This window comes from Botrimarina sp., from assembly GCF_040219535.1.
GTDB lineage: Bacteria > Planctomycetota > Planctomycetia > Pirellulales > Lacipirellulaceae > Botrimarina.
Genome location: NZ_JAVJSH010000012.1, coordinates 355,329 through 381,178, shown reverse-complemented (window position 1 = coordinate 381,178; position 25,850 = coordinate 355,329). Strand labels below are relative to the sequence as shown.

Genomic DNA, 25,850 nt, shown 5'->3' with positions numbered 1-25,850 from the left:
GCCCGGCCGGCTCGCGCGGCGCGCGTTTTGCACACCATGGCGAGCGGCCGCGCCTGCCCTGTCAAGCGGGCGGGGCGGGCCGCGGGGGACGCGGCCGCAGAACCTGCCGATCTGGCCGAGCCGGCACGGCCGGTTCTGTTGACGCAGCCCCTCTGCGTGACCAATACTTTCGAGGCTGGTTTCACTAGGGGGACTGGCCGCCGCTTCGCGCGGCCGGCCCGTCGCCACTTCCCTTTCCTTGTTGCAGGCACCGATTTGTCCCGTTTCCGCGTCGTCGATCGCAACGCCGATCGCAAAGACACCCAACGTATCAACGAGTCGATCCGCATCACGCCGGTTCGTGTGGTCTCGGCCGAGGGCGAACAGCTCGGCGTGATCCCAACCGAAGAGGCCCTGCAGAAGGCGCGCGACGCCGGCCTCGACCTGGTCGAGGTGGCGCCCAACGAGCGCCCGCCGGTCTGCCGGATCATGGACTACGGAAAGTTCAAGTACCAGCAGAAGAAGCGGCACAACAAGGGGCACGTCCACCAGAGCCAGAACAAAGAGATCCGGCTCCGCCCGAAGATTGGCGACCACGACCTGATGACCAAGGTCCAACGGGCCAGGGGCTTCTTGGAGAAGAAGGACAAGGTCGTCTTCTCGGTGATCTTCCGCGGGCGGGAGAACGCGCACACCGATGAGGGGTTCAAGCTCGTGCAGCGGGTCGTCACGGAGCTGGCGGAGATCTCGAAGGTCGAGCAGGGCCCCTCGATGCAAGGGCGCCGTGTGATCGTCACGCTCGCCCCCAAGTGACGCCGCCCGGGCGGCCGGGTTCCGCCGCCGCCGGGCCGGCCCTACGATCGGGCGCATGAGCGAACCTATCCCGCCGCATCCCCCGATGCGCTCCGCCGCGGCTAGGGCTGCGTCGAGCGAGTCGCCGGGGGCTTTCCACGCCGAGATTGGGGCGGGGCGCGAACTCCGCGCGAGCGACCTGCGCTCGAACTCCGCCGCGGGCCACGTGCCGCGCCGCCGCGTGCGGCTGCCGGTATTGCTCTTCCTGGCCACCTGCGCGAGCACGCTGTGGGTCGGCGCGGCGGACTGGCGGCCGCTGGAGCGGATGGAGAGCTGGCCGGAGATGTTCGCCACGCTGCGGGCCGGTTGGGGCCAGGGCGTGGAGTACATGCTCGCGGTGCTGGCGATCCTCCTGTCGCACGAGATGGGGCACTTCGTGCTCACGCTGCGCCACCGCATCCCGGCCAGCTACCCGCTCTGTATCCCCGTGCCCTTCAACCCGATCGGCACGATGGGCGCGGTGATCGGCATGGACGGGCTGCGGGCGAACCGGCGCGAGATCTTTGACATCGGCATCGCCGGGCCGCTCGCCGGCTTGGTCGTGGCCCTGCCGATCCTGTGGATCGGCGTCGGCCGGCTCGACCTGACCGCTCCCGCTGAGGTCAGCGCCGTCGAGGTGCAGCTCAACAGCCCCCTGATCGTCAAGTGGATGATCCAGGCGCAGCACGGGGCGGGCGTGCAGGGCGGGGGGGAGTGGATCGGCGTGTCGCAGGTGAACGCGCTGTTCATGGCGGGCTGGGTCGGCATGCTGATCACCGGCCTCAACATGCTGCCGATCAGCCAGCTCGACGGCGGCCACACGATCTACGGCATCTTCGGCAAAGAAGCCCACACCCTCGCGCGGGCGTTCATCGTGGTCGCGATCACCTACGTGGTTATCAACCTCGACCAAGCGGCCGTTTGGACGCCGATGCTGATCCTGGTGATCCTGATGGGCGTCGACCACCCGCCCACGTCGGACGACTCGGTCGAGCTCGACACCTGGCGGTGGCTGCTGGGCGTGGCGTCGCTGGCGATCCCGGTGCTGTGCTTCCCGCTGCTGGGGCTGCGGCAGTGACCGAGCGCACTCCCACGACGCCTTCCCAGACAACCCAACGCTTCCCTCAAGAAGCTGTTGCTGCAATGGCCCTGGCCAACCCGCGCGCCTGGGTGAATTGGCGGTACGTCGTGTAGCCCCCCGACAGGTTCCGCGCGTCGCGTCCCGCTTGGCGGAGCACGCGGGTCGCCAGGTAGCCGCGCATGCCGACCTTGCAGTAGGCGACGATCGGCTGGTCGCTCGCGACCTCGGCCAGGCGCTCGCGTAGCTCGTCGATCGGCACGTTGACCGCGCCGGGGATCGCGCCGTCGGCGAACTCACCCGGCGTGCGCACGTCGAGCACGAAGGGCCGCTCGGCCGGATCGGAATCGATCAGCTCGTGCGCGTGGGCGACCGGTTGATCGCCGCGCAACACGCCCGCGGCGACCATGCCGGCCATGTTCACCGGGTCCTTGGCCGACCCGTACTGCGGCGCGTAGCACAGCTCGGCCTCCTCCAGGTCGTAGACGGTCATGCCGGCTTGGATCGCCATCGCGACGACATCGATCCGCTTGTCGACCCCCGCTCCGCCGACGCCCTGCGCACCGAGCACCCGGCCGTCGTCGGGGTCGAACAGCAGCTTGAGCGTCATTCCCTCCGCGCCCGGGTAGTAGCCCGCATGGTTCGCGGGGTGCACGTAGACCTTTTGGTAAGCGAGGCCCGCCGCTTCGGCTGCTTTCTCGCTGAGGCCGGTCATTGCGGCGGTCAGGTCGAAAAGGCCGACGACCGCCGTGCCCTGCACGCCGCGGAAGCTCGTGTCGCGGCCGACGCACGCGTCGGCGGCGAGGCGGCCTTGCCGGTTCGCCGGGCCGGCGAGCGGGATCTGTGTCGGCTGGCCGGTCACCGCGTGGGTGACCTGCACGGCGTCGCCGATGGCGAAGATGTCGGGGTCGCTGGTGCGCATCTGCATGTCGGTGACGATCCCGCCCCGCTGGGAGACCTCGAGCCCCGCGTCGACGGCCAAGCGGCTCTCGGGGCGCACGCCGATCGCCATCGCGACAAAGCCGACGCGTATCGAGTCCCCCGCAGCGGTGGTCACGACCAAACCGTCCGGCGCGGCCTCGATCCGCGTGGCCTCGTCGCCCAATCGCAGGTCGACGCCGTGAGCACGCAGCGTCGCGGCGACCGGCGCCGCCATCTCCGCGTCCCACGGCGTGAGGACCTGCTGGTTCCGCTCGACGAGCGTCGTCTGCAGGTCGCGGCGGACCAGGTTCTCCGCTAGCTCGAGGCCGATGAAGCCGCCCCCCACGATCAGCGCGCTCTTCGCGTTGCGCGTGGCGGCGTGCAGCCGGTCGGCGTCGTCGAGGTTACGCAGCGTGTAGACGCCCGGCAGGTCGGCGCCGTCGATCGGCGGCACGATCGGCGCCGCGCCGGGCGAGAGGATCAGCTTGTCGTAAGACTCCTCGTACTCGCGCCCGGCCTGGAGGTCGCGCACGCGGACGCGCTTCGCGCGGCGGTCGATAGCGAGGGCCTCTTGCCGCACCCGCACGTCGAGCCGGTGGCGGTCGCGTAGCATCGCGATCGGCGCGACGAGCAGCTTGTCGCGCGAGGCGATCTCGCCGCCGATGTAGTAGGGCATGCCGCAGTTGGCGAACGACGGGTGGCCGCCCCGCTCGATCACGACGATCTCGGCCGACTCGTCGAGCCGCCGCAGCCGCGCCGCGGCGCTCGCCCCGCCGGCCACGCCGCCGATGATGACCACCTTCATGGCTCCGGGTCCTCAACAGAGTGAATTATCAGAAGAGCCCTCGCCGGCCCGCTCAGGCGGCCGTCTTGTTGGCGCCATCGCGCGAGGGCCCGTCGCAAGCGGGCCCGTCGCAAGAGGGCCCGTCGCAGCCGCTCGCTTGGTTCCAAGGGCAGCGGGCCAGCAGCATGCCCATGCCGCACGTGTCGGTCACGCCAGCAAACACCAGCCCCGCACCGACGAACGCCGAGAGGCCGTAGAAGCCCGGGTGCACCAGCCAGCCGAGCAGCACGCCGAGCACCACGAGCGACCCGGCCGCGATCCGGACCTGGCGCTCGAGCGACATGGTCTTCTGGCCGCGGACGACTTCCACGCCCGCCCTCACGCAGGCCTCCGTGCCGCCATCGACCGTGCGGACCTGCTCGACGCCCGCCGACTGGAGTTGTTCGCCCGCCTTTGCGCTGCGCGAGCCGCTCTTGCAGACCACGTACAGGGGCCCGCGGTGATCGCGGAACCGCTCGGGCTTGAGCCGATCGAGCGGCACGTTCTGCGCGCCGCGCACGTGGACCTCACGGAATTCGGCCGGGGTCCGCACGTCGATGAGCGTAGGGTCGCCGTTGTTGAGCGCTTCACGCAATTCGTCGGGTGTGACCGAAGGGCACATGGCGGAGCGAGGGGTTTGAGGGGATGGTCAGGGTTTAGGAATCGGTGCTTGGTTGTCGAAGCGGGCTTCGACGCAGGCGAGGATCGCTGCGAGGTGTGGCTCGGCCACACGGTAGTAGCGACGGCGGCCGTCTTTCTCGCTCGACAGGAACCCGCACCGCTGCATCAGCCGGAGGTGCTCCGAGGCCACGTGGCTCGCCACGCCGCACGCGTCGGCGAGCTCGCCGACAGTCCAGTCGCCTTGCAGGAGCATCTGCACCATCCGCAAGCGGTGCGGGTGCGCCAGCACCTTGAGGCACTCGGCCGCTTGGGCGAGGGCCTCGAGGTCGGTTAGGCGGGGCGCGGCGCGCTGGGCGTCGGCGGTGGTGGGGGAGTCGCTCACTACTGGTAAATATATCGTAATATCCCGACATGTCAATCCAATGAAACTCGGCGGCTCGTGTCGCTGCTCCGCCGGCCGCTCAGCACCTGGCCGCGACGCTGGCACGCGGGCCGGCAGACGCCTAGGATCCCTATCTCGTGACCGCTCCCCGACGTTCTCCGCCCTCGCCGTCCGAGGACCCGCCGCCATGCCCGATCTTCCTCTCTACGCCGGCGTCGACATCGGCGGGACGAACATCAAGATTGGACTGGTCGACGACACCGCCCAGACGGTCGCCTACGAGTCGATCCCGACCGAGCAAGAGAACGGCCCCGAGACCGCGGCGCGGCGGGTCGCGGAGGCCCTCGGGCGGCTCGCCGAGAAGGCCGGGCGGACGGTCGAGGAGCTCCGCGCGGTGGGCCTCGCTTCGCCGGGTCCGATGGACCTGAAGACCGGCGTGCTGCTGTGTCCGGGCAACCTGCCGGAGTGGCACAACACGCCGCTCCGCGACTTGTTCGCCGAGGCCACCGGCCTGCCGGTCAACTACGAGAACGACGCCAACGCGGCCGCCTACGGCGAGTTCTGGACCGGGGCGGGGGACCGCTTCGACAGCCTGGTGATGGTCACCCTGGGGACCGGCGTGGGGGGCGGCATCATCATCGACGACCGGGTTATCGACGGGGCCCACAGCTGCGGCGGCGAGATCGGCCACATCATCATCGACGCGTCGGACGCCGCGCCGCTCAACTCGCTGGGCATCCGCGGCACGCTCGAGGGGTACTGCGGCAGCTACGGCGTGGTGGGCCGCGCCAACGCGGCGATCTCCGACCGCTTCGTCGAAACGGCGCTGAGGGACACCGTCGAGGGGGGCGAGGAGCTCACTCCGCTGCTGATCGCCAACGCGGCCGAGGCCGGCGACGAGGTGGCCCTCTGCCTGGTGATGGAAACGGCCAAGTACCTGGCGATCGGCCTCGTGACGATCGTCCACACCGTCGACCCCGAGGCGGTGGTCATCGGCGGCTCGATGACGTTCGGCGGCGCCGGCCACTCTTTGGGTGAGCGGTTCCTGGCCGAGGTCCGCGATCAGGCCAAGGCCCGGCTGATCCCCAGCCTGCGCGACCAGCTCGTCATCGAGTTCGCGAAGCTCGGCGGAAGAGCCGGCTACATCGGCGCGGCCGGCTTGGCCCGGCGGAAATTCGTCTGACCCGCTGCGCCCCCGCGCCGCGGGTTGCCGGCTCGGCGGAACGCGCCGATACTTCGCGCAGACCCACCGCCGCCCGCCAGCCCAGGGGACGCCCCGCCATGCCCACGCCGCTCGAATCGCTCGTCAACTCCGGCACCAAGCTGTGGGTCGACTCGGTCGACCCGGCCGAGGTCGAGAAGAACCTCGCGTGGGGCGCGACCGGCGCGACCTCCAACCCGGTGATCATCTCCGACCTGATCAAGAAGGGCGGCTACGACCACACCATCCGCGAGCTGATCTCCGAAGGCTTCGACGACGCCGACGTCGCTTGGGCGCTGGTCGACCACGCCGTCGCCGAGGCCCAAGAGGCCTTCCACTGGGCGTGGGAAGACTCCGGCTGCGACGACGGCTGGGTCAGCTTCGAGCTCGACCCCCTGCTGGAAGACCCCGACGGCCACGTGCCGCACGACGAGCGGGTCCGGCAGTACATCGAGCTCGGCAAGGAGTGGAGCTCCGGGCAAGAGAACCGGATGATCAAGGTCCCCGCCACCCCGGCCGGGATCGACGCCCTCGAGGAGCTCTGCGCCGCCGGCGTGACGCTCAACGTCACGCTGATCTTCACCGAGCGGCAGTACCAGGCCGCCCGCGACGCGGTCTGGCGCGGGGCCCAGCGGCGCGACTCGCTCGACGCGTTCAAGAGCGTCTACAGCATCTTCATCTCGAGGATCGACGTCTACACCGACAAGCACTGCCCCGACCTGGACCCCACCGCCCAGGGCGAGGTCGGCATCGTCAACGCCAAACGCCTCTGGCGAGCCAACCAAGAGTTCTGGGCCGACAAGAAGCTCGACCTCAAGCAAGAGATCATCTTCGCCAGCACCGGCGTCAAGAAACAAGGCGACCCGCCCTGGAAGTACGTCGAGGCCCTCGCCGGCAGCGACATCCAGACCAACCCGCCCGAGACCAACGAGGCGGCCCAGAACAGCGGCCTGGTGTTCCCGAGCCGCGTCGAACAGATGCCCTCGCCGGCGGTCCTCACGGCGATCGACGCGGGCGTCGACTTCGACAAGATGGAAGAGGTCCTCCTGCGCGAGGGCGTGAAGAAGTTCACCGACCCGCAGCACGCGCTGCTGAAGCTGGTCGCGGAGAAACGCGCCGAGCTGTCGCCGGCGTGAGGGCCGCGCGGCAGGTCACTTCTTCGCGGCGTCGAAGCAGGCCTTCACGTCGACGGCGAACCCGCCCAGCAGCACGGACGTGGCCGTCTGCCCCGGGCGGAACACGCCGTGCTCGGCGTACTTGTCGGCGCCCTCGGGGAGCGTGAGGACGGTGATCTTCTGCTCTTGGGGGTCGACGATCCAGTACTCCGGAACCCGTCCTGCGCCGTAGACCCTTACCTTGTCCTCGTAGTCACGTGAGAGGCTCTTTGGGTCGTCACTAACGACCTCGATCGCCAAGTCAACGCCCCGCCAATACCGCTCGCCGCCCCATTCCGCCTCCGATCCTTTGGATAGGAAGAGCACGTCGGGGATCCTGAACTTCTCCTCGTCGGCGTCGTCGAAGTAGACTCGGATGCCGCCGGGCAGCACCTCGCCCAATCCGGCCTTAGCTACGTAGCCGTTCAACAAGAGGAACAGCCACGACACGAGCCGCTGATGAGTGACCGTCGGCATCGCCAAAAACTCCAGCCGTCCGTTCGTGTACTCGATCTTGCGGTTAGTGGCGTCGGTCAACTCCAAGTAGTCCCGCACCGACCACGCGCCCTGGGCGGGGAACATGGTCGCCAGCTCCCACACCAACTCCGGCTGCTCCCCTCTTGGCCGGGGTGCGGCGGATGGGTCGAAGTCGTAGGCGTAATCGAATGTCGTGGTGAGCATGGCGCGCCTCACGGCGGAAACAGGGCTGCTTCTTCCCCTAGTGTACTCGCTGGCCCGGCTTCGCGCCCTCGTCGGGCGACAGCAGGTACACCTCCTCGCCGCCCGGGCCGCTCGCGGCGACCATGCCGTGGCTCACGCCGAACTTCATCTTCCGCGGCGCGAGGTTCGCCACGTACATCACCAAGCGGCCGACCAGTTTCTCCGGCTCGTAGGCGTTCTTGATGCCGGCGAACACGTTCCGCGTGGCGCCGCCGCCGAGCGACAGGGTGAGCTGCAGCAGCTTGTCGGCGCCTTCGACGTGGCTCGCCTCGACGACGCGCGCGATCCGCAGGTCGACCTTGAGGAAGTCCTCGAACACGCACTCCCCGGTCAGCGGCTCTTTCTCGAGCGGCTCGGGGCCGTCGTCGTACTTGGCGAGCGCCGCGGCGAGCGCTTCGCTCACCTCGGGCTTGTCGTCGCCGTTCGACGTGGCTTCTTTAGACTCATCCATCATGGCTTGCACCTTGCTTGGGTCGAGACGTTGCATCAGGTGGGTGAACTTGGCGACCGGCGTGCCGACGAGCGGCCTCTGCGCCTGGTCCCAAAAGTTAATCGGATCGTTCAGCAAGTCGCCCGTTTGCTCGGCGAGCTTCGGCAGCACCGGCGCGAGGTAGATGGCGATCTGGCGGTAGAGGTTCAGCGCGATCGAACAAACATCTTGCAACCGCTGCGCCTGACCGGCCTCCTTGCGCAGCTCCCAGGGCTTGTTCTCCTCGACGAACGGGTTGGCGCGGTCGGCCAAGGCGAGGATCAGCCGCATCGCTTGCGAGTAGTCGCACCGCTCGTAGGCGGCGGCGATCTCTTCGCCCGCGGCGGCCCCCTTTTGGAACAAGCCGCCGTCCTCGGGATACTGTGCCGAGAGCCCGGTCTTCTCGACGAACTTCGCCGTGCGGCTGGCGAGGTTCACGACCTTGCCGACCAGGTCGGTGTTCACCTTCGTGACGAAGTCGTCGAGCGTCAGGTCGAAGTCGTCGACCCGCGCCGAGAGCTTCGACGCGTAGTAGTACCGCAGCGATTGCGGGTCGAGGTGGTTCAGGTAGGTCCGCGCGGCGACCAGCGTGCCCTTGCTCTTGGACATCTTCTCGCCGTCGACGGTCAGGAAGCCGTGGACGTGGACCTTCGCCGGCAGCGACAGGCCGGCCGTGCGGAGCATGCCGGGCCAGAACAGCGTGTGGAAGTAGGTGATGTCCTTGCCGATGAAGTGGTGGATCTCGCAGGCGTCGCTTGGTTTTTCAGAGAACGGGGGCCACCAATCGTCGAGCTGCTCGCCGTGGCGGTCGCACCACTGCTGGGTGCTGGCGATGTAGCCGATCGGCGCGTCGAACCACACGTACCAGTAGTTGCCCGGCGAGTCGGGGATCTCGAAGCCGAAGTACGGCGCCGGGCGGCTGACGTCCCAGTCGCGCAGCTCCTGCGGCTTATCTTTCGGGCCGAGGAAGTGACCCTTCAGGTAGTTGGCGATCTCCGGCTGGAGTGCCTCGGCGGTGTCGACCCACTCGCGCAAGAAGCCGTGTAGCTGCTCCAGCTCGATGAACAAGTGCGGCGCCGAGCGGACCTCCGGCGTGGCGCCGCTCAGCGCGCTCACGGGGTCGACCAGCTCGGCCGGGCTGTACGTGTGGCCGTTGTCGCAGCTGTCGCCGTGCTGGTTGGTGAGGCCGCAGTGCGGGCACGTGCCGCGGACGAAGCGGTCGGCGAGGAAGGTCTTGGCCTCCGGGTCGTACAGCTGCTCAACGTCCTTCTCTTTGACCAGCCCCGCCTGGCGGATGCGGCTCCACAGCTCGCCGCACAGCTGGTGGTTCTCGTCGCTGTTGGTGCTGCCGTAGTTGTCGAACTCGATGAGGAAGTCGGCGAAGTCCGCTTGGTGCTCCTCGCTCATCCGCGCGATGAACTCCTCCTCGCTCACGCCCGCCTTCCTGGCGGACATCATGATCGCCGTGCCGTGCGTGTCGTCCGCGCAGACGTACACGCACCGATTGCCGCGGAGCTTCTGGAAGCGGACCCAGATGTCGGTCTGTAAGTACTCCACCAAGTGGCCGATGTGGATCGGCCCATTGGCGTAGGGCAACGCCGAGGTCACGAGCATGCGGCGATCGGGCATACGGCGGGTGGCTTTGCTAGCGGCTAGGGAAGATGGGCGAAGCGGCATTCTATCGGCGGGACTTGAGGCAAACGACCCGAGGCGGCACGGCAGCTGCTCTCTCGGGGCGGTCGTAATCCGCAAGCCCACCCACCGCCCGAGCCGAGGGCATGAGCCCTCGGAGCGAAACACCGAGAAACGCAGGCCCTCCGAGGGCTTTCGCCCTCGGCTCTGGTGAGCAGTGGCTCGCCGAGAGCCGTGGCCTGCTGGCGCCGGCCGGAGTTGTTGGGGTTGTAACGATTACAGGACTGGAGCAAATTCACGGAGCCACGTCGCTCGCTGGGCTGGAGCGTGTCGAAGGATTCGACGCCCTCATCCCCGCGACCCTCGGGTCCGCCAGGCAAGACGCCTCGCCGACCGCCGGTCGCGCCACGCGGCGGCTCTACCGCCGACAGACCACGCCGTCCAAGGAGGGACTCAAATGGTCAACCGCACGTTCGTGTTCGCGCTGGCCTCAGCGCTCTGGCCGTTAGCCGCAGCGGCCCAGCAAGTCGAGCTGCTCGACTTCTACCTGCCCACCTGCGGCCCGTGCCAAGCGATGGCGCCGATCGTCGCGCGCCTGGAGGGCGAAGGGGTCCGGGTCCGCAAGGTCAACGGGCAAGCCGAGCCGCAGCTAGCGGCCCGGCTGCAAGTGATGAGCTACCCGACGTTCGTCGCGATGGCGAACGGCGTCGAGGTGGGCCGGCTGGTCGGCGCCACCAACTACGGCGAGCTCCGCAAGCTGATCACCGCCGCCAAACCGGCCGGCGGCCAGCCCGGCGCGACGCCGCCGACGTTCGCCGCCGAGTCGCGGCCCCCGCGCCGAGAGCGGGTCGCTACGGCCGCGCGCGGCCTGCCCGCCGGCGGCCGGCAAGCCGCGCCGGCGGCGGCCAACCCGCAGCACGCCGAGCTGCTCGACGCGTCGGTCCGGCTGACCGTCGACGACCCGGCCGGCCGCGCGTTCGGGACCGGCACGATCGTCGACGCGCGGCAGGGCGAGGCCCTGGTCGTCACGTGTGCTCACCTGTTCCGCGATGCTTCGGGCCAAGCGATCGACACCGAGGGCCGGTTAGCGGTCGAGCTGTTCCGCGGTGGTCGTGTCGTGGGCCAGGTGGCCGGCACGCTGGTGAGCCACGACTTCGAGGCCGACGTCGCGCTGGTGGCTATCCGCCCCGAGGCCGAAGTGGCCGCCGCTCCGGTGGCGGCGTCGGTGGGCGAGCTCCGCATCGGCGATCCGGTCCGCAGCGTCGGTTGCGACCTGGGCGCCGACCCCACGGTGCGCGAGAGCCGTGTGGTCGACCTCGACCGGTACAACGGGCCCCCCAACATCGAAGCGGCCGGCGCCCCCGTGCAAGGCCGCAGCGGCGGCGGGTTGTTCGACGCGGCCGGTCGGCTGGTCGGCGTGTGCAACTTCGCCGACGAGCAAGACGACCAAGGCATCTACGCGGGCCTGGCGTCGATCCACGCGCAGCTCGACCGCGTCGGCCTGACCGACCTGTACCGCCAGCCCACCGCCGCGCCGGCGGCGGTCGCGTCGTTCGCGTCGGCCGCGGCGCCGGCCTCGCCCCAGCCGCGTGGCCTCACGCCGATCCTCCGCGGCCAGAGCCCCGCCGCGCCGGCCCCGCCGGCCGGCATGGCCAAGGCCGAGCGGGCCGCGCTGGGGCAGATCGCCAAGCGCGGCGGCGAGGTGGTCGTGCTCATCCGGCCCGACGCCCCCGGCGCCGGGACCGAGGTGCTCACGCTCGACGCCGCGTCGCCGGCGTTCCTTCAGGCGCTGCGTTCGCTCGGCGTGGCGACCCCCGCGCGCTAGCCCTACGACCGCGCCAAGCGGACCCGATGGAACTGGCGCCCGGATCGGGAGGGGCCGGCGTGGGCGATTCGCAGCTGGCAGCGACGTACGGTTTCCCCGCTCCGGGTCCGCCCTCACCGACCTTCGACCTCCCGCCCGCCCGAGATGCTGATTTTTGTGTTTATCGTCGCGGTAGCGAACCTTGCGGTGGGCTATGCGCTCGGCGCCAAGCTGACGGTCACGGACCTGCTCGAGTGGCTCCCGGCGTACGCGTCGCGGCCCGCCGCGCCGGAAGTCGCCGACGGCGAGCAGCTGACCCGGCCGCCGTCGAGAGTCGTGCTCACTCGGCCTGTGGAGTCGCAACCGCCGGCGAGCCCCGAAGCGGCGAGAGATCCGGCGCCGTCGAAGCCTCCCAGCCACGAGATCTTGGCCGGGCTCGCGAAGTTCCGTGAGAAGCTGTCGGCCACGAGCCTCGAGCTGAAGCTCAACAAGGAGGACCCGGAGCGGTTCGGCGAGAGCGCCTCGCGGTTCCAGGAAGCCAGCCACGCTTACCTGGAAGGAGCGAGCTGCGCGATCGAGAGCCTCGACCGGCTCGGCGCAGAGGGGGACTCCGCGGCGGCCGCGTCGGCCAAGGCGGTCGCCGATGGCCGGCAGGCGGTCGCTCAGATCAGCGACCAGATCGACGGCCTCATCCAGAAGGGGCTCGACGACGACGAGAGCCGAAAGTCGCTGATCTCGATGTCCGAGGAGGCCCGCAAGACCGCCGAGGAAGCCGAGACCGAAGGCCAGAGCGCCTTGGCGGGACCCGAGCCGCCTGCCCAACCGGCCGCCGACGCGACGCCGTCGTACGCCTCGATCGACGCGATGTTCGACCGGCTCGACGCGGCCCTCGAGGCGGCCGCCAGCGACGCGGTCAGCCAGGTCGCGGCCGTGCAGATCGACCCGATCCCCGGCCGGGAAAACGACGCCGAGCTGCTGCAGCAGGTCGAGCGGGCCGTCAACGACCTCATCGCCGACGCGATCGACCCGACCCAAGCCTTCACGCCCGGCCGGCCCGCGATGCTCCTGCTCGATGGCGACGACCTCGACCGTGCCGGCGAGCGGATCGAAAAGCTCCGCAAACGGATCGCCGCCGCCCCGATCGATGGCGTCGCGGCGACGGTCACTTGCGTGCTGATCGACGCGCGGCCGGGCGACTCGCGGCAGTCGCTGGTCGACCGCCTGAACGAGACCCTCGACGAGGCCACCCGCATGGGCCCCAACCGGTCCTACCACCACGACGGCGCGTTCCCCACGCCGATCGGCAGCGACCCGGCCGACGACCGAACCGACGCCGAAGCCGAAGCCGCAGAGCCCGCCGAGGTCGGCTGACCGCCGGGCCGTTATTCCTCGACCCGGAACACGGCCTCGACCTCGACCGCCATCCCGGCCGGCAGCGCGGCGGCGCCGACCGCGCTGCGAGCCGCCACGCCGGCTTCGGGGCCGAAGACCTCTTTCATCAGCTCGCTGAAGCCGTTGATCACGGCCGGCTGGTCGGTGAAACCGGGCGCCGACTGCACCAGGCCCAGCGTGCGGACCAACCGGTCAACCCGGTCGAGCGAACCCAGCTCGGCCCGCAACGAGGCCAGCATCGCCAGGCCCACCAAGCGGGCCGCCTCGCGGCCGCGGTCGGCGTCGAGGTCCTCGCCGAGCCGGCCACAGACCAGCTTGCCGTCCGGCCCGATCGGCCCGTGGCCCGACGTGTACGCCAGGCCATCGACGACGATGACCGGCCGGTAGAGCCCCATGACCGACGGCGGCTCGGGGATCGCCAGGCCTAGCTCCTGGACTCGCTTCTCGTACGACATCGACGGCCTTTCTCCGGTTGACTCGGGCTTGGGTAGACTCGGGGGCTCTCTCGGCGGGGGGGGACGGGCTCAGTCGCCGTAGGTCGCCTTGGGGTCGAACGTGGGGGACTCGATCTCTGCCAAACCGTCGGCGGCTTGCTCTCGGTAGAAGCAGCTCTCGTAGCCCTTGTGGCAAGCGCCGGGGCCCAGCTGCTCGACCTCCAGCAGGATCGTGTCGCGGTCGCAATCGACCAGCACGCGGCGGACCCGCTGGTGGTGGCCGCTGGTGTCGCCCTTGCGCCAGAGCTCGCCGCGGCTGCGGCTGAAGTAAACCGCGCGGCCGGTTCGGAGGGTCTCCTCGTACGCCTCGCGGTTCATCCAAGCGAGCATCAGCACGCGGCCGGTGCCCGCCTGCTGTGCGATAGCCGGCAGCAGGGTCTGCTCGTCGGCAAACGCGGGGCCATCGGCGGTGGGTTTGGGGTCGTCCATCGGCTAGGGCAGCCTACCGCCGAAAGCAGCCGATCGGCTAGCGGCCCGGCCTGCGCGACCCGCGGAGGCTCGCCGACCGGCACGACCGCTCCGCCCCGCAGCAAGAGCCTATCCCGAATCCACGGCCGCGTGTTTGTCTGGCGGCGGCGAGGTGGCCGAAGGAAGGATTGCTAGCAACCCGTCCCTCCCCCCTCTCGCTTGAGTGCCTCGTCTGGAGCCGTGCCGTGGAGCCATCGCTGACCGTAGTGCTGCCTGTCCAAAACGCCGAGCGGACCCTCCGCCGCGACGTCGGCGACGTGCTCGAGGCGGCCGCCGAGCTGACTCCCCGCGTCGAGGTGCTCGTCGTCGACGACGCGTCGACCGACGACTCGTTCGAGACCGCCAGCGAGCTCGCCAACGAGTTCCGCCAGGTGCGGGTCGTGCGCCGGGCTCGCAGCTCCAGCCTGAACCAGACCCTCCGAGAGATCCGTTCGAGCATCCGCTCCGACGTGGTGATCGTGCACGACGGGTCGTCGCGGGTGAACCCGGACCAGCTCCGCTTGATCTGGCGGCAGCAGCAGGTGCTCCGCGCGGTGCGCGACTCCCAGCCCGCCGCCGGCGGCGTGTCGTTCGCTGACCTGCGGCGGCCGTCGATCACGCAGCCCGCGATGGAAGCCGCCCACCGCCGGCTGTGGGGCTTCCAGCGGATGGCCGACACGGCCCCCGCCGCGGACTCCGCCGCCGCCGCCGCCGCCGCGCTGGCCGACGACAACCGCCGCCGCGACGAAGCCGAGTCCCCCGCGCCGGCCGCCCGCCGTGGGGTGGGCGTGGTGCCGCCGTTGCCGCGGCCGAACGTGCTAGGCTCGATCGCCGATTTCGCGCTCGGCGAGTGACGGCCCGCGGGGAATTGGCCGCCGATTGCGGCGCCCCGCTCGGTTGGATTCGTGACAAACGCGACACTCCGAAAAACAGCGCGCCACGCTAAAAGCGCCGTTTTTCCCCCTAAGCCGTTGCCGCGCCGGGGGTTGTGATTCGTTACAGAGCCCCAAGGTGTAACGAAACCCGCGCGGCCCCTCTGGCGCCGCGCGGCTTTGTCGATTGTCGCCGAGCCACACGCCGGCCGCCGGTGAAAAAGCCGCTCGTGGGGGCCGCTGCGGGCGACTTGCCGCTCGCCGCCGCCCGTCGGTAAGCTGCCGTGGGCGCCGCTCGGCGCCTGCGGCTTCTCTCTTCTGCCCCGGCGTCGACCATGCTTTTCTGCTGCCGCGTTGCGGCGATCGGATCGGCTCTCGCTTTGCTCGGCTCCGCCCCTTGCGCGGCGGGCGAACCGCGGCCGAACTTCCTCGTCGTGTTCACCGACGACCAGGGCTACGCCGACCTGGGGTGCTTCGGCTCGCCGACCAACCGCACGCCGCGGCTCGACCGTCTGGCGAGCGAGGGCACACGGTTCACGAGCTTCTACGCGCAGCACGTGTGCGGGCCCTCCCGGTCCGCGTTGCTCACCGGACGCTACCCGCTGCGCAGCAAGGGCTGGGCGATGCCGGCCGAGGAAATCACGATCGCCGAGGTGCTGCGGGGCGGCGGCTACCAGACGGCGTGCGTCGGCAAGTGGGACGTGTCGAGCCGCAAGGCGATCACCGACCGGATGCCCAACGCGCAAGGCTTCGAGTACTACTTCGGCCCGCTCGGGGCGAACGACAACGGCCGGGTCGCTTTCCACCACAACAACGAGCCCGCCGGCGAGACCGGCGACATGGGCTCGCTCACTCGGCTCTACACCGACAAGGCGATCGACTGGCTCCGCAACGAGCGCGACCCCGAGCGGCCGTTCTTCTTGTACGTCGCGCACACGATGATGCACACCATCATCGACGCGTCGGACCGCTTCCGCGGAACGTCCGCCGGCGGCCTCTACGGCGACGTCGTCGAGGAGTTCGACCACGAGACCGGCCGCCTGCTCGACGCGGTCGACGAGCTGGGCCTCGCCGACAACACGCTGGTCCTGTACACGACCGACAACGGCCCCTGGAACCAGACGGCCTACACCTCGAAGAAAGAGGGCCACCCCGAGGGCGCCGTCTTCTGGGGCGACTCCGGCCCGCTCCGCAACGGCAAGGGGTCGTCGTACGAAGGGGGCGTGCGCGTGCCGTGCATCGTCCGCTGGCCCGGGCGCACGCCGGCCGGCGCGTCGTCCGACGCGATCTTCGCGACGATCGACCTCGCGCCGACCTTCGCGAAGCTGGCCGGCTGCCGGCTGCCGGAGGACCGCGTCATCGACGGCGTCGACCAAACGGCGCTCCTCACAGGCCGCAGCGAGTCCGGCGCACGCGACACGTTCTGCTACACAACGGGCTTCCGAAAGGGCAAGTGGAAGTACCTCATCGCAGACCACTGCTTGTTCGACTACGCGCGCGAGCCGGGGCGTGAGTTGGCCGAGGAGCTGTACGACCTCGAGGCCGACCTGGGCGAGACCACCAACGTGATCGACCAGCACCCAGAGGTCGCGGCCGAGCTGCGCGCCGAACTCGAAGCCTACGTCGGCGGCCGCTCGACGCGTTACGAGCTGGGGCACGCATGGCAAGAAGAATGAACCAGCCGCCCCCCCGGCCCAAGCCACCCCCGCTGTGGGAGGCGTCTCCCGACGCCGATACCGGCGCGCCAGCCTGCCGACACACTTTCAACCGACACCCCGGCTAGCGCCGCCACCCTCTTGCGCCCTTGCCGCATCGCTCCGATCGGCCCCTTTTCAATCGAGTTCTCAACATGAATTGGTCCACGCCGGCCGCCTTGGCGGCTTTGCTGCTGTGCCCGCTTGCTGCGCTCGCCGAGAGCCGAGTCACGCTCGAGTCGCTGCTGGAGGAGATGGTCGAGCGGGAGACCGTCGCGCGGCTGCCCGAGCCGCCGTACGAATGCCGGCAGGCGTCGAGCTACGACCGCGACTCGTCCGACCCCGGCAACGACGCCACCTGGTTCGCGAACATGGACCGCAGCCAGTTCGTGCGGATCGACCAGCGCGACGGCCGCAAAGAGTACGTGATGATGGACGAAACGGGCCCCGGCGCGATCGTCCGCATCTGGGCGACCTGGCACGGCCCCGGCGGCGGCGAGTTCTCCAACGGCACGATCCGCGTGTACTTCGACGGCGAGGCCGAGCCGACCATCGAGGGCCCGATCAGCGAGTTCATCTCCCGCGGCATGCTCACCGGGCCGCCGCTGTCGCAGGGCGTGTCGGAGAAGACCCCCTACCGCCAACGCGGGCACAACCTCTACCTGCCGATCCCCTACGCCCGCGGGTGCAAGATCACCTACTCGACCGACGTGTTGCTCGACCGCGGCGCGTACGAGGGGGAGGCCCTCTACTACCAAATCAACTTCCGCCGGTACGACGACGGCACGCCCGTCCAGACGTTCTCGCTCGACCGCCTCGCCGCCGCGCGGGACACGCTCCGGCGCGTCCAGCAGAAGCTCCAAGAGCGGTGGCGGGGCGACTCCGACGCCTGGCAGACACGCCAGTGGACCGCTCGCGTCGCGCCGGGCGGCGAGTCGGTCGTGGCCCGGCTCGAGGGGCCCGCCGCCGTGCGGCGCTTGCGCCTGAGGCTCTCCGCCGACGACCCGTCGCAGGCGCTGCGTTCGACGGTGTTGAAGATCGTTTTCGACGGCGAGCAGACGGTCTGGGCGCCCGTGGGGGACTTCTTCGGCACGGGCTACCAGGTGCGGCCGTACGCGTCGTGGTACTCGCGCGTCACGCCCGAAGGCGACCTCGCTTGCTGGTGGGTGATGCCGTTCGCCGAGTCGGCGGAGGTGTCGTTGGTCAACGTTGGGGACCAAACGGTCGAGGCGGTCGAGGGGGACCTCGCCGCCGGCCCGTGGGAGTGGGACGACCGCTCGCTCCACTTCTCGTCGGCGTGGCGGCAGTACAGCGAGCTACCGACCCGCACCAACGACGAGGCCGGCGGCACGGGCGCGTTCGACGTGAACTACGTGACCGTCGAAGGCCGCGGCGTTTACGTGGGCGACACGCTCACGGTGTTCAACGGCGCCGCGTCGTGGTGGGGCGAGGGGGACGAGAAGATCTACGTCGACGGCGAGCGGCGCCCGTCGCACTTCGGCACCGGCACCGAGGACTACTACGGCTACGCGTGGTGCCGCCCCGAGTTCTTCGAGGCGCCCTTCCACGCGCAGCCCGACGGGACCGGCAACCTCAACGGGGGCTACAGCGTGAACTCGCGCTGGCGCGCCCTGGACGCGATCCCCTTCGACGAGTCGATCCGCTTCGACATGGAGATGTGGCACTGGGCGAAAACCAAAGTGAACTACGCGCCGACCACGTTCTTCTACGCGCGGCCCGGCGCCCAGCGGAACGTCGCCGCGGACCCGGACTCGGCGGGCCAGGAGGTCGTGCTCCGGCGCGAGGAGATCGTCGACGTGTTCTACGTGGACGACGCGATCGAGGGAGAAGTCTTCACCGTCGTCCGCTCGACCGGCGGCGAGGTTAGCCGACAGACCAGCAGCCAATACGATTGGAGCGGCGAGGGGCAACTGTGGTGGATCGACGCCGCGCCCGGCGACAAATTGGAACTGAGCTTCCCGACCGAGCGGTCGGGCAGGCGCCGCGTGCTGGCCAACCTCACCAAGGCGAGGGACTACGCGGTTGTGCGGGTTTGGCTCAACGGCGAGGAGTCCGAGGTCGGCGAGATCGACCGCTACAACCGCTCGGTCGACACCGATCTGGTCGACCTGGGGGTGTTCGATCTGAAGGAGGGGGACAACCAGCTAACCTTCGAGATCGTCGGCGCCAACCCCGACGCGATCCAACGCCACATGGTGGGGCTGGACTACCTGAAGCTCGAGGACGCGCCGTGACGCCCGGAGCGGACGGCGCGTAGCCGATCGGCGGGCCGACCGACCGCGCGACAAGGCATCCACAGCCCGCCGACAGCTTACCGACAGCCCGCCGACGGGCCTCCGACGGGCCTCCGACACGGTTTCGACGGCTTTTCCACCCCGCTTGTCGGGCCCCGCTTTCGGCGCACGCGGGCCCCCTGGCGCCCTCCTGCGCAGGGGCAAAATCGGGTAGATTACGGGGCTGCGGCTGGGGCGTTTCGAGCGGGTAATGCTCGATCCGTCCGGCCGCCGCTGGTCGCCCGCCTGCCGCCGTGAGCGTGTCGTGTCTGCTGTGCCTGTCCCATCATCGAGCGTGACGCCGCTCCCCCTGCCGGTGGCGAGCGGGCCGTCGCTCATCAAGGGGCCGGGCCCCTCCACCGCGCCCGCGTGGCGGCGCGAGTCGTTCTACTTCGCGGGCCCGGAAAACCGCCTGGTGGCCGCCGCGGTCGGCAAGCTGCTGGCGGGCGATTCGGCGGCGACCGGTCGGCGTGAGGACGGCCCGCTCGTGCTGGTGGGGCCGCTCGTGCTCGTTGGGCCGCCTGGCTGCGGCAAGAGCCTGCTCGTGTCGGGGCTGGCCGAGGGCTGGCGCGCGCGGGTCGGCGAGGAGGGGGTGCTGCTCGTGTCGGGCGTCGATCTGCGTCGGCGGTTAGAACGCGCGATCGGCGCCGAGCGGCACACGCCCGGCGCTGTCGAAGAGATCGAAACTCGTTTGGCCGGCCTGCGGCTGCTTGTGGTCGAGGACCTGGAGGGGCTGGCCGCGTCCGAAGCGACCGTGCGGCTGCTGTCGGCGACCATCGACCGGCTGGCCGAGCGGGGGGGCGTGTTGGCCGCGACCGCCGGCAAGCCGCTGGGCGAGATCGCCGGGCTCGACCGGCGGTTGGTCAGCCGCTTGGCGAGCGGGCTCGTGGTGGAGGTAGCCGCGCCGGCCGAGGCAGCGCGGCAAGAGCTGCTCGTGGCCGCCCTCGCCGCGCGGGGCTGCCGGATCGAGCCGCTCGCAGCGGCCGACCTGGCCGCCTGGGCGACGGCCGACCCGCGGCGCGTGCTGGCGATCGCCGGGGGGCTGCACGAGCGGTACGGGGTCCGCGCGCCGATCTCGCGGCGGCAGGCGCAGGCCTTCATGGCCGACGCGGCCGGCGACGACACGACGCCGCTCGCGGAGCTGGTGTCGACCGTGGCGAAGTACTACCGGCTGCCCGTGCGGCAGCTGCGGAGCAGCTCGCGCAAAGCGCCGATCGTGCTCGCCCGTGCGGTCGCGATCTACCTGGCGCGGCGGCTCACCCCGCTCAGCTACGACGAGATCGGCCGCTACTTGGGGGGGCGCGACCACACGACCGTGATGCACAACTTCCGGCGGATCGACCGCTCGATCGCCACGGACCGCGCGTTGCGTTCGGCGATCGACGACCTGCTCCGGCGCCTGGGGCGGACCGACGCGTCGCCCGCAGACCCCGACCGGAGCGGCTGACCCGATGGGGAAAACCCGTCGCGCCGGCGGCGCAGCGGTGGCGCACCGCGGCGCTGCCAAGCGTCGGCCCCGACCAACCCGAGGCGCCCATCGACACGCACCCACGCGGCCCCACACACGCCCGACGCCGGCGCGCCGCGTTTTGCACCGCGCGGCGGCCGCCGCAAACCCCGGCCCCGCCCCGCTTTGCAACCGACGCGCCCGCCGCGATCGACCCTTCGCCCGGGCGACTTAACACCACCACCGTACTTAAGAAATCTAATTAGTAACTCTGGACCAGCCGTTCCCGGAGCGGCGTGACCCGTCATGAAGATCTCCTGCGACCGAGAGAAGCTCCTCTGGGCGTTCCAAGCCGTGGCCGCGGTGGCCCCGCCGCGGAGCCCCAAGCCGATCTTGCAGAACGTGAAGCTCGACGTGGCCGACGGCGGCGCAGCCACCCTGTCGGCGACCGACCTGGAGGTGTCGATCCGCCGCGAGGTCGAGGGCGTCGAGGCCGAGGCGCCCGGCTCGGTCTTGCTGCCGGTCGTGCGGTTCGGGGCGATCCTCCGCGAGTCGTCCGACACAACGTTCCGCATCGAGACCGACGGCTCGAAGACCCTCGTGCGCGGCGAGCGGAGCCGCTTCAACCTGCCGAGCGAGAACCCGGGTGAGTTCCCCTCGGTCGCCGCGTTCGACGCCGACGCGTACTACCAGGCGCCCACGCGGCTGCTGAAGGAGATGATCCGGCGGACGATCTTCGCGACGGACAACGAGTCGAGCCGCTACGCGCTGGGCGGGGTGAAGCTCGAGGTCACCGACGAGGGCCGCCTGATCGCCGTGGGGACCGACGGGCGCCGGCTGGCGAAGATGGAGGGCGCCATCGAGCGTGTGGGCGACGCCCCCCCCGTGGGCGACGCCACGATCGTGCCGACGCGGTCGCTGCAGCTGATCGACCGCACGCTGGTCGACGAGGAGGCGCCCACCCGCCTGGCCGTGCGTGCGAACGACGCCGTGTTCGCGACGCCGACCGCCACGCTCAGCACGCGGCTGCTGGAGGGCCGCTACCCGCGTTGGCGCGACGTGGTCCCCACGCGGAGCGAGTCGGCCAAGGTCGAGCTGACCGTGGGCCCGTTCTTCGCCGCGGTGCGGCAGGCGCAGATCGTCACGTCGGACGAGTCGCGGGGCGTGGACTTCCAGTTCGGCGAGGGGACGCTCGTCCTCGAGGGGCAGACGGCCGAGGTGGGCGAGTCGCACATCGAGCTGCCGATCGGGTACGACGGCAATCGGATCGAGATCATGCTCGACCCGCGCTTCATGGTCGACTTCCTCAAGACGCTCGACGCGGAGCAGTCGTTCACGCTCGACCTGGTCGACAGCGACTCGGCCGCCGTGGCCTCGACCGACGACGGCTACACCTACGTGCTGATGCCCTTGGCCCGCGACCGCGGGTGAGCCGACCGCCCATGGACACCGACGCCCAGCAGAAGCTCGCCGACCTGGCCGCGCGTTCCGAGAAGGAGCGCAAGCGGTTCTACGCGCGGCGGCCGAAGCGTGCGGCGGACGTGGTGGCGGCCGTCGTGGCGAAGCGCGGGTACGCGGCGAGCCGCGCGGCGGGCGAGCTGGACCGCGTCTGGCGTGCGGCGGCCGGCAAGGTGCTCGGCGGCGACGCGCTCGCCGCCCAGACGCGCGTGGAGGGCCTCTCGCGCGGGCGGCTCGACGTGGTCGTGGCCAACCACGTGGTGATGCAAGAGATCAACTTCCACCGCCCGCGGCTGCTGGCCGAGGCCCAAGCGGCCGTTCCGTCGGCGCGGATCGCGTCGATCCGCTTCAAGGTCGGCAGGACCCACTAACCGCGCCCTTATTCATCAGCGCGGCCTTAAGCTCTAGCGACACACAACATGGCTAGCGAAGGCGAGAAACGAAACTACAGCGAGACGGACCTCGAGCACCTGTCCGACCTGGAGCACGTGCGCGAGCGGCCGAGCATGTACATCGGCGACACCACCGCGCGCGGCCTCCACCACCTGGTCTACGAGGTCGTCGACAACTCGATCGACGAGGCCATGGCGGGCTACGCGTCGGGCGTGGAGGTGGTGATCAACCCGGACGACTCGGTCACCGTCGAGGACAACGGCCGCGGCATCCCCGTCGAGCGGCACACGCAGCTCTCCGAGCAGATGGACCGCGACGTCAGCACGCTCGAGGGCGTGATGACCGTGCTCAAGTTCGGCGGCAAGTTCACCAAGGGCGCCTACCAGACCTCCGGCGGCCTGCACGGCGTCGGCGTGACCGTCGTCAACTTCCTGTCGGAGTGGGCCGAGGTCGAGGTCTGCCGCGACGGCGGCGTGTACCACCAAGAGTACGAGCGCGGCGTGCCCAAGGGCCCCGTGCGCCGCGTGGGCAAGACCGACAAGGTCGGCACCAAGACCACCTTCAAGGCCGACCCGCAGATCTTCCAGGTCACCAAGTACAGCTACTCCACCCTGCAGAAGCGCCTGCAAGAGCTGGCCTTCCTCAACCGCGGCGTGCGGATCACGATCACCGACGGCCGCACCGGCGAGAGCGAGTCGTTCCAGTACGAGGACGGCATCCGCGAGTTCGTCACGCACCTGAACCGCGCGAGCGAGACCGTCCACCCCGACGTGCTGTCGACCGCCGGCGAGATGGAGGGCGTCGAGCTCGAGGTCGCGCTGCAGTACTCCGGCGAGTACACCGAGAACGTCCACACCTACGTGAACAACATCAGCACCCACGAGGGGGGCACGCACCTGAGCGGCTTCCGCGCGGCGCTGACGCGCACGCTGAACAACTACGGCAAGAAGGAGAACCTCTTCAAGGACATCACCCCCTCGGGCGAGGACTTCCGCGAGGGGCTCACCGCGGTGATCTCCTGCCGCGTGCCGCACCCGCAGTTCGAGGGCCAGACCAAGACCAAGCTCGGCAACAGCGAGGTCGAGGGGATCGTCAACACGCTGTTCGGCGAGTACCTGCAGAAGCACCTGGAAGAGAACCCGCGCACCGCCAAGGCGATCATCAAGAAGGGCCTCTTGGCCGCCGAGGCGCGCGAGTCCGCCCGCAAGGCGCGGCAGTTGATCCGCGAGCGGAAGGGCGCGTTGGGCGGCGGTTCGCTGCCGGGCAAGCTCCGCGACTGCTCGAGCAAAGAGGTCGACAAGTGCGAGCTCTACCTGGTCGAGGGCGACTCGGCCGGCGGGCCCGCCGAGGGGGGCCGGCGGCGCGAGTTCCAGGCGATCCTGCCGCTGCGGGGCAAGATCATCAACGCGTACAAGAGCCGCGACGACAAGGTCCTCGCCAACGAAGAGATCCGCAGCATGATCGCCGCGATCGGCGCGGGGATCGGCGCCGAGCAAGACGTGTCCAAACGCCGCTACGGCCGCATCATCATCATGACCGACGCCGACGTCGACGGCTCGCACATCCGCACGCTGCTGCTCACGTTCTTCTACCGCCAGATGTACGACCTCGTGGCCCGCGGCCACGTGTACGTGGCCCAGCCGCCGCTGTTCCGCGTGCAACGCGGCAAGCAAGCCGCCCGCTACGTGCAGACCGAAGAGGAGATGCGCGGCGAGCTCTTGGACCTGGGCCTCGGCGAGAGCGTGCTGGAGTTCGAAGACGGCCCGACGGTCGAGCACTCGGCGATGGGCGAGCTGGTGCGCACGCTGGCCGCCATGGAGGAGCCGCTGCTCACGCTCGAGCGCCGCGGCATCGCCCTGAAGATCCACGCCGACCGACAAGACCCCGACACCGGCAAGCTGCCGGTCTACCACGTGTTCTTCGGCATGGACGAGCGCTGGTTCACCACCCGCGCGGAGGTCGAGGAGTTCATCGCACAGCAGCAAGCCGAGGCCGACGACGAGATCGAGGTCCACTTCGGCGCAGCGGTCGGGCCGCGAGAGACCGAGGCCTCCGCCAACGGCTCGGCCGAGGGCGTGCGGCGCCGGATGCGGGTTGTCGAGCTGCACGAGGTCCGCACGATCAACACGCTGCTGGGCGACCTGTCGCGGCAGGGCTTCGAGATCGACGCGCTGATCCCGCAAGAACGCACCGGGACCGAGACCAGCCGTTTCACCCTCCGCCAAGGCGACTCGGAGACCGGCCTGGAGGACCTCCGCGGCCTGCCCGCCGCGATCCGCGCCGCCGGCGGCAAGAGCCTCAAGATCACGCGCTTCAAGGGCCTGGGCGAGATGAACGCCGAGGAGCTGCGCGACACCACGCTCGACCCGGCCGCACGCACGCTGATGCGGGTCACCATGGAGGACGCGGCCGCGGCCGACGAGCTGTTCCGCGTGCTGATGGGAGACCAGGTCGAGCCCCGCCGCGACTTCATCCAGAAGCACGCGCTGGACGTGAAGAACCTCGACGTGTGACCCGGCTCGGTAGCGACCCCCGGCGGGACGCGCCGCCCGCCGCTGCGAGACCGGCGGCCGGGCTGCCGAGTGGCCGGGCGGCGGTGTAGCAGAGTGGTCGAGTGGCAGAGTGGCCGAGTGGCGGGATCCGCTACCCCAGCCGGGTGGAAAGCTGGGCGGTTGCCGGTGGGTCCGGGGGCGCAACGCCCTGCCCGCCCCCCGGAATTACACGAAGAGTTTAGGTTGAGTGACCCAATTTTCGTTCTTTCTGTTGTTTTGTTCCCGCTGACGTATAAGCTGCCGACTGCCGACTGCCGGCGATCGGCGCCGCGGCTCATCTATCCGGCGCCGTGTCGCTCCGATTCTTTGAACTCCTCACCCCAGCGACCGATCCGCCGTGAGTGTGCCAGAGTCCGGACACACGATCAGCCGTGGCAGGGCGCAGGAGGAGCCGTCGTTCGACGGGCAGGGGCCCGCGGGTCCAAGCCACCCGGCTGGGCTCGCGACAGGACCCCCGCTCGGGCAGCGCTTCGCGCCGGGCGGGCCGCCGCGCGACATCCCGGCCGGGCGCCCGGCGAGCGTCCCGCTCGAGAAGCTCGCCCGGGAAGCGTACCAGCACGTGTGCGATTCGGTCGCCGCCGGGCAGAGCGAGTTCCCGCGGCTCAACGGCTTCGAGGACTGTGTCCACATCAAGAACGCCGAAGGGATCCTGGTCTACGTCAACGACGCGCACCGCGACTGGTTTACGCCCGGCGCGTCGCCGCTGGGGAGGCACTGCGAGGCCTTCCTGGACCCGGTGATCGCCGGCACGGCGGTCAAGCTGGACGAGATGGTGATGGCCGGCTGCCCGTACATCGAGTGCGAGCACTACGGGCCGGGGCCAAGCGGCGAGTCGTACCACATGCTCACGCACAAGCGGTCCCTGCGCTCGCTCGGCACGCCGGGCCTCGCGGTGCTCGGCCTCACGCGGCTGCTCGCCCACGACGGCGACGGCCCCACGCAGCAGCACGTCGACCTCGCGTGCGCGGCGGCCAAGTTCCGCGCGCTCGCCGAGAGCGACCGCGAGATCTGCCGCCTGACGGTGACCGGCGTGAGCAGCCGCGAGGTGGCCGAGCGGTTCGACATGACGACCCGCGCGATCGAGCTACGCAAGCAAAAGGCCTTCGCCGCGCTGGGCGTGGGCAAGGCGGTCGACCTCACCCGCTTGCTGGTCCGGCTGCAGGACCGGGGCTACCTCGACCTGGGCCTCTGA

At 70.1% G+C, this 25,850-nt stretch carries 21 protein-coding genes; 14 read left to right on the top strand and 7 right to left on the bottom strand.

Translation table 11 applies throughout. From position 1 onward, the window contains the following. Positions 1–255 precede the first annotated feature (255 nt). Together infC and RIC11_RS05700 are read left to right on the top strand one after the other, a co-directional pair. Positions 256–792 carry a translation initiation factor IF-3 gene (gene infC, locus RIC11_RS05705; protein WP_350209221.1) on the top strand — a complete coding sequence of 179 codons (537 nt, stop codon included), beginning with the start codon at positions 256–258 and terminating at the stop codon, positions 790–792. Between the two features lie 55 nt (positions 793–847). After that, positions 848–1,888, top strand: coding sequence for a site-2 protease family protein (locus RIC11_RS05700; RefSeq protein WP_350209219.1), 1,041 nt, complete (start codon positions 848–850; stop codon positions 1,886–1,888). A gap of 46 nt (positions 1,889–1,934) precedes the next feature. Here the strand turns inward: RIC11_RS05700 and RIC11_RS05695 are convergent, their stop codons facing one another. The 3 genes from RIC11_RS05695 to RIC11_RS05685 are packed head-to-tail and all read right to left on the bottom strand — an operon-like array spanning position 1,935 to position 4,635. After that, positions 1,935–3,614 carry an FAD-dependent oxidoreductase gene (locus tag RIC11_RS05695; RefSeq protein ID WP_350209217.1) on the bottom strand — a complete coding sequence of 560 codons (1,680 nt, stop codon included), beginning with the start codon at positions 3,612–3,614 and terminating at the stop codon, positions 1,935–1,937. A 52-nt stretch (positions 3,615–3,666) separates the two neighbouring features. Beyond that, positions 3,667–4,254 (bottom strand): rhodanese-like domain-containing protein, encoded by a 588-nt coding sequence (locus RIC11_RS05690; RefSeq protein ID WP_350209215.1) that lies wholly within the window; start codon positions 4,252–4,254, stop codon positions 3,667–3,669. A 27-nt stretch (positions 4,255–4,281) separates the two neighbouring features. After that, positions 4,282–4,635, bottom strand: coding sequence for an ArsR/SmtB family transcription factor (locus tag RIC11_RS05685; RefSeq protein WP_350209213.1), 354 nt, complete (start codon positions 4,633–4,635; stop codon positions 4,282–4,284). Between the two features lie 187 nt (positions 4,636–4,822). On the opposite strand from RIC11_RS05685, the gene RIC11_RS05680 reads away from it, so the two are divergent. Both RIC11_RS05680 and RIC11_RS05675 read left to right on the top strand, forming a co-directional pair. Continuing rightward, positions 4,823–5,818: an ROK family protein gene (locus RIC11_RS05680; protein WP_350209211.1), complete on the top strand. Its 996-nt coding sequence runs from the start codon at positions 4,823–4,825 to the stop codon at positions 5,816–5,818. Between the two features lie 98 nt (positions 5,819–5,916). Then, the gene (locus RIC11_RS05675) at positions 5,917–6,972 is read left to right on the top strand and encodes a transaldolase family protein (protein ID WP_350209209.1); all 1,056 of its coding nucleotides are present in this window, start codon (positions 5,917–5,919) and stop codon (positions 6,970–6,972) included. 15 nt (positions 6,973–6,987) lie between these two features. Here the strand turns inward: RIC11_RS05675 and RIC11_RS05670 are convergent, their stop codons facing one another. Then, a complete protein-coding gene (locus tag RIC11_RS05670; protein ID WP_350209207.1) occupies positions 6,988–7,671 on the bottom strand; it encodes a Uma2 family endonuclease in 684 nt (227 codons plus the stop codon). A gap of 37 nt (positions 7,672–7,708) precedes the next feature. Beyond that, positions 7,709–9,808 carry a methionine--tRNA ligase gene (gene metG / locus RIC11_RS05665; RefSeq protein WP_350209206.1) on the bottom strand — a complete coding sequence of 700 codons (2,100 nt, stop codon included), beginning with the start codon at positions 9,806–9,808 and terminating at the stop codon, positions 7,709–7,711. Positions 9,809–10,268: 460 nt separating this feature from the next. Between metG and RIC11_RS05660 the strand changes: the two genes are divergently transcribed. Further along, positions 10,269–11,636, top strand: a complete 1,368-nt coding sequence (locus tag RIC11_RS05660; RefSeq protein ID WP_350209204.1) for a trypsin-like peptidase domain-containing protein — start codon at positions 10,269–10,271, stop codon at positions 11,634–11,636. A 144-nt stretch (positions 11,637–11,780) separates the two neighbouring features. After that, positions 11,781–12,986: a hypothetical protein gene (locus RIC11_RS05655; RefSeq protein ID WP_350209202.1), complete on the top strand. Its 1,206-nt coding sequence runs from the start codon at positions 11,781–11,783 to the stop codon at positions 12,984–12,986. 11 nt (positions 12,987–12,997) lie between these two features. Here RIC11_RS05655 and RIC11_RS05650 read toward each other — a convergent pair whose 3' ends face one another. Continuing rightward, positions 12,998–13,462 carry a RidA family protein gene (locus tag RIC11_RS05650; protein WP_350209200.1) on the bottom strand — a complete coding sequence of 155 codons (465 nt, stop codon included), beginning with the start codon at positions 13,460–13,462 and terminating at the stop codon, positions 12,998–13,000. A gap of 69 nt (positions 13,463–13,531) precedes the next feature. Beyond that, entirely contained in the window at positions 13,532–13,930 is a 399-nt protein-coding gene (gene hisI / locus RIC11_RS05645; RefSeq protein ID WP_350209198.1) for a phosphoribosyl-AMP cyclohydrolase, read from the bottom strand. A 224-nt stretch (positions 13,931–14,154) separates the two neighbouring features. On the opposite strand from hisI, the gene RIC11_RS05640 reads away from it, so the two are divergent. From RIC11_RS05640 to RIC11_RS05605, 8 genes are all read left to right on the top strand, one after another. Further along, positions 14,155–14,802 carry a glycosyltransferase family 2 protein gene (locus RIC11_RS05640; protein ID WP_350209196.1) on the top strand — a complete coding sequence of 216 codons (648 nt, stop codon included), beginning with the start codon at positions 14,155–14,157 and terminating at the stop codon, positions 14,800–14,802. A 398-nt stretch (positions 14,803–15,200) separates the two neighbouring features. Next, the gene (locus tag RIC11_RS05635) at positions 15,201–16,496 is read left to right on the top strand and encodes a sulfatase-like hydrolase/transferase (RefSeq protein ID WP_350209194.1); all 1,296 of its coding nucleotides are present in this window, start codon (positions 15,201–15,203) and stop codon (positions 16,494–16,496) included. Positions 16,497–16,669: 173 nt separating this feature from the next. Continuing rightward, positions 16,670–18,769: a glycoside hydrolase family 172 protein gene (locus tag RIC11_RS05630; protein ID WP_350209192.1), complete on the top strand. Its 2,100-nt coding sequence runs from the start codon at positions 16,670–16,672 to the stop codon at positions 18,767–18,769. Positions 18,770–19,082: 313 nt separating this feature from the next. Next, positions 19,083–20,255: a helix-turn-helix domain-containing protein gene (locus RIC11_RS05625; RefSeq protein WP_350209190.1), complete on the top strand. Its 1,173-nt coding sequence runs from the start codon at positions 19,083–19,085 to the stop codon at positions 20,253–20,255. A gap of 306 nt (positions 20,256–20,561) precedes the next feature. Beyond that, positions 20,562–21,686: a DNA polymerase III subunit beta gene (gene dnaN, locus RIC11_RS05620; RefSeq protein WP_350209188.1), complete on the top strand. Its 1,125-nt coding sequence runs from the start codon at positions 20,562–20,564 to the stop codon at positions 21,684–21,686. An 11-nt stretch (positions 21,687–21,697) separates the two neighbouring features. After that, complete coding sequence (locus tag RIC11_RS05615) at positions 21,698–22,084, top strand: DciA family protein (RefSeq protein ID WP_350209186.1); 387 nt, start codon at positions 21,698–21,700, stop codon at positions 22,082–22,084. Between the two features lie 48 nt (positions 22,085–22,132). Then, positions 22,133–24,619, top strand: coding sequence for a DNA gyrase subunit B (locus RIC11_RS05610; RefSeq protein WP_350209184.1), 2,487 nt, complete (start codon positions 22,133–22,135; stop codon positions 24,617–24,619). Between the two features lie 376 nt (positions 24,620–24,995). Then, the gene (locus RIC11_RS05605; RefSeq protein ID WP_350209182.1) at positions 24,996–25,850 is read left to right on the top strand and encodes a PAS domain-containing protein; all 855 of its coding nucleotides are present in this window, start codon (positions 24,996–24,998) and stop codon (positions 25,848–25,850) included.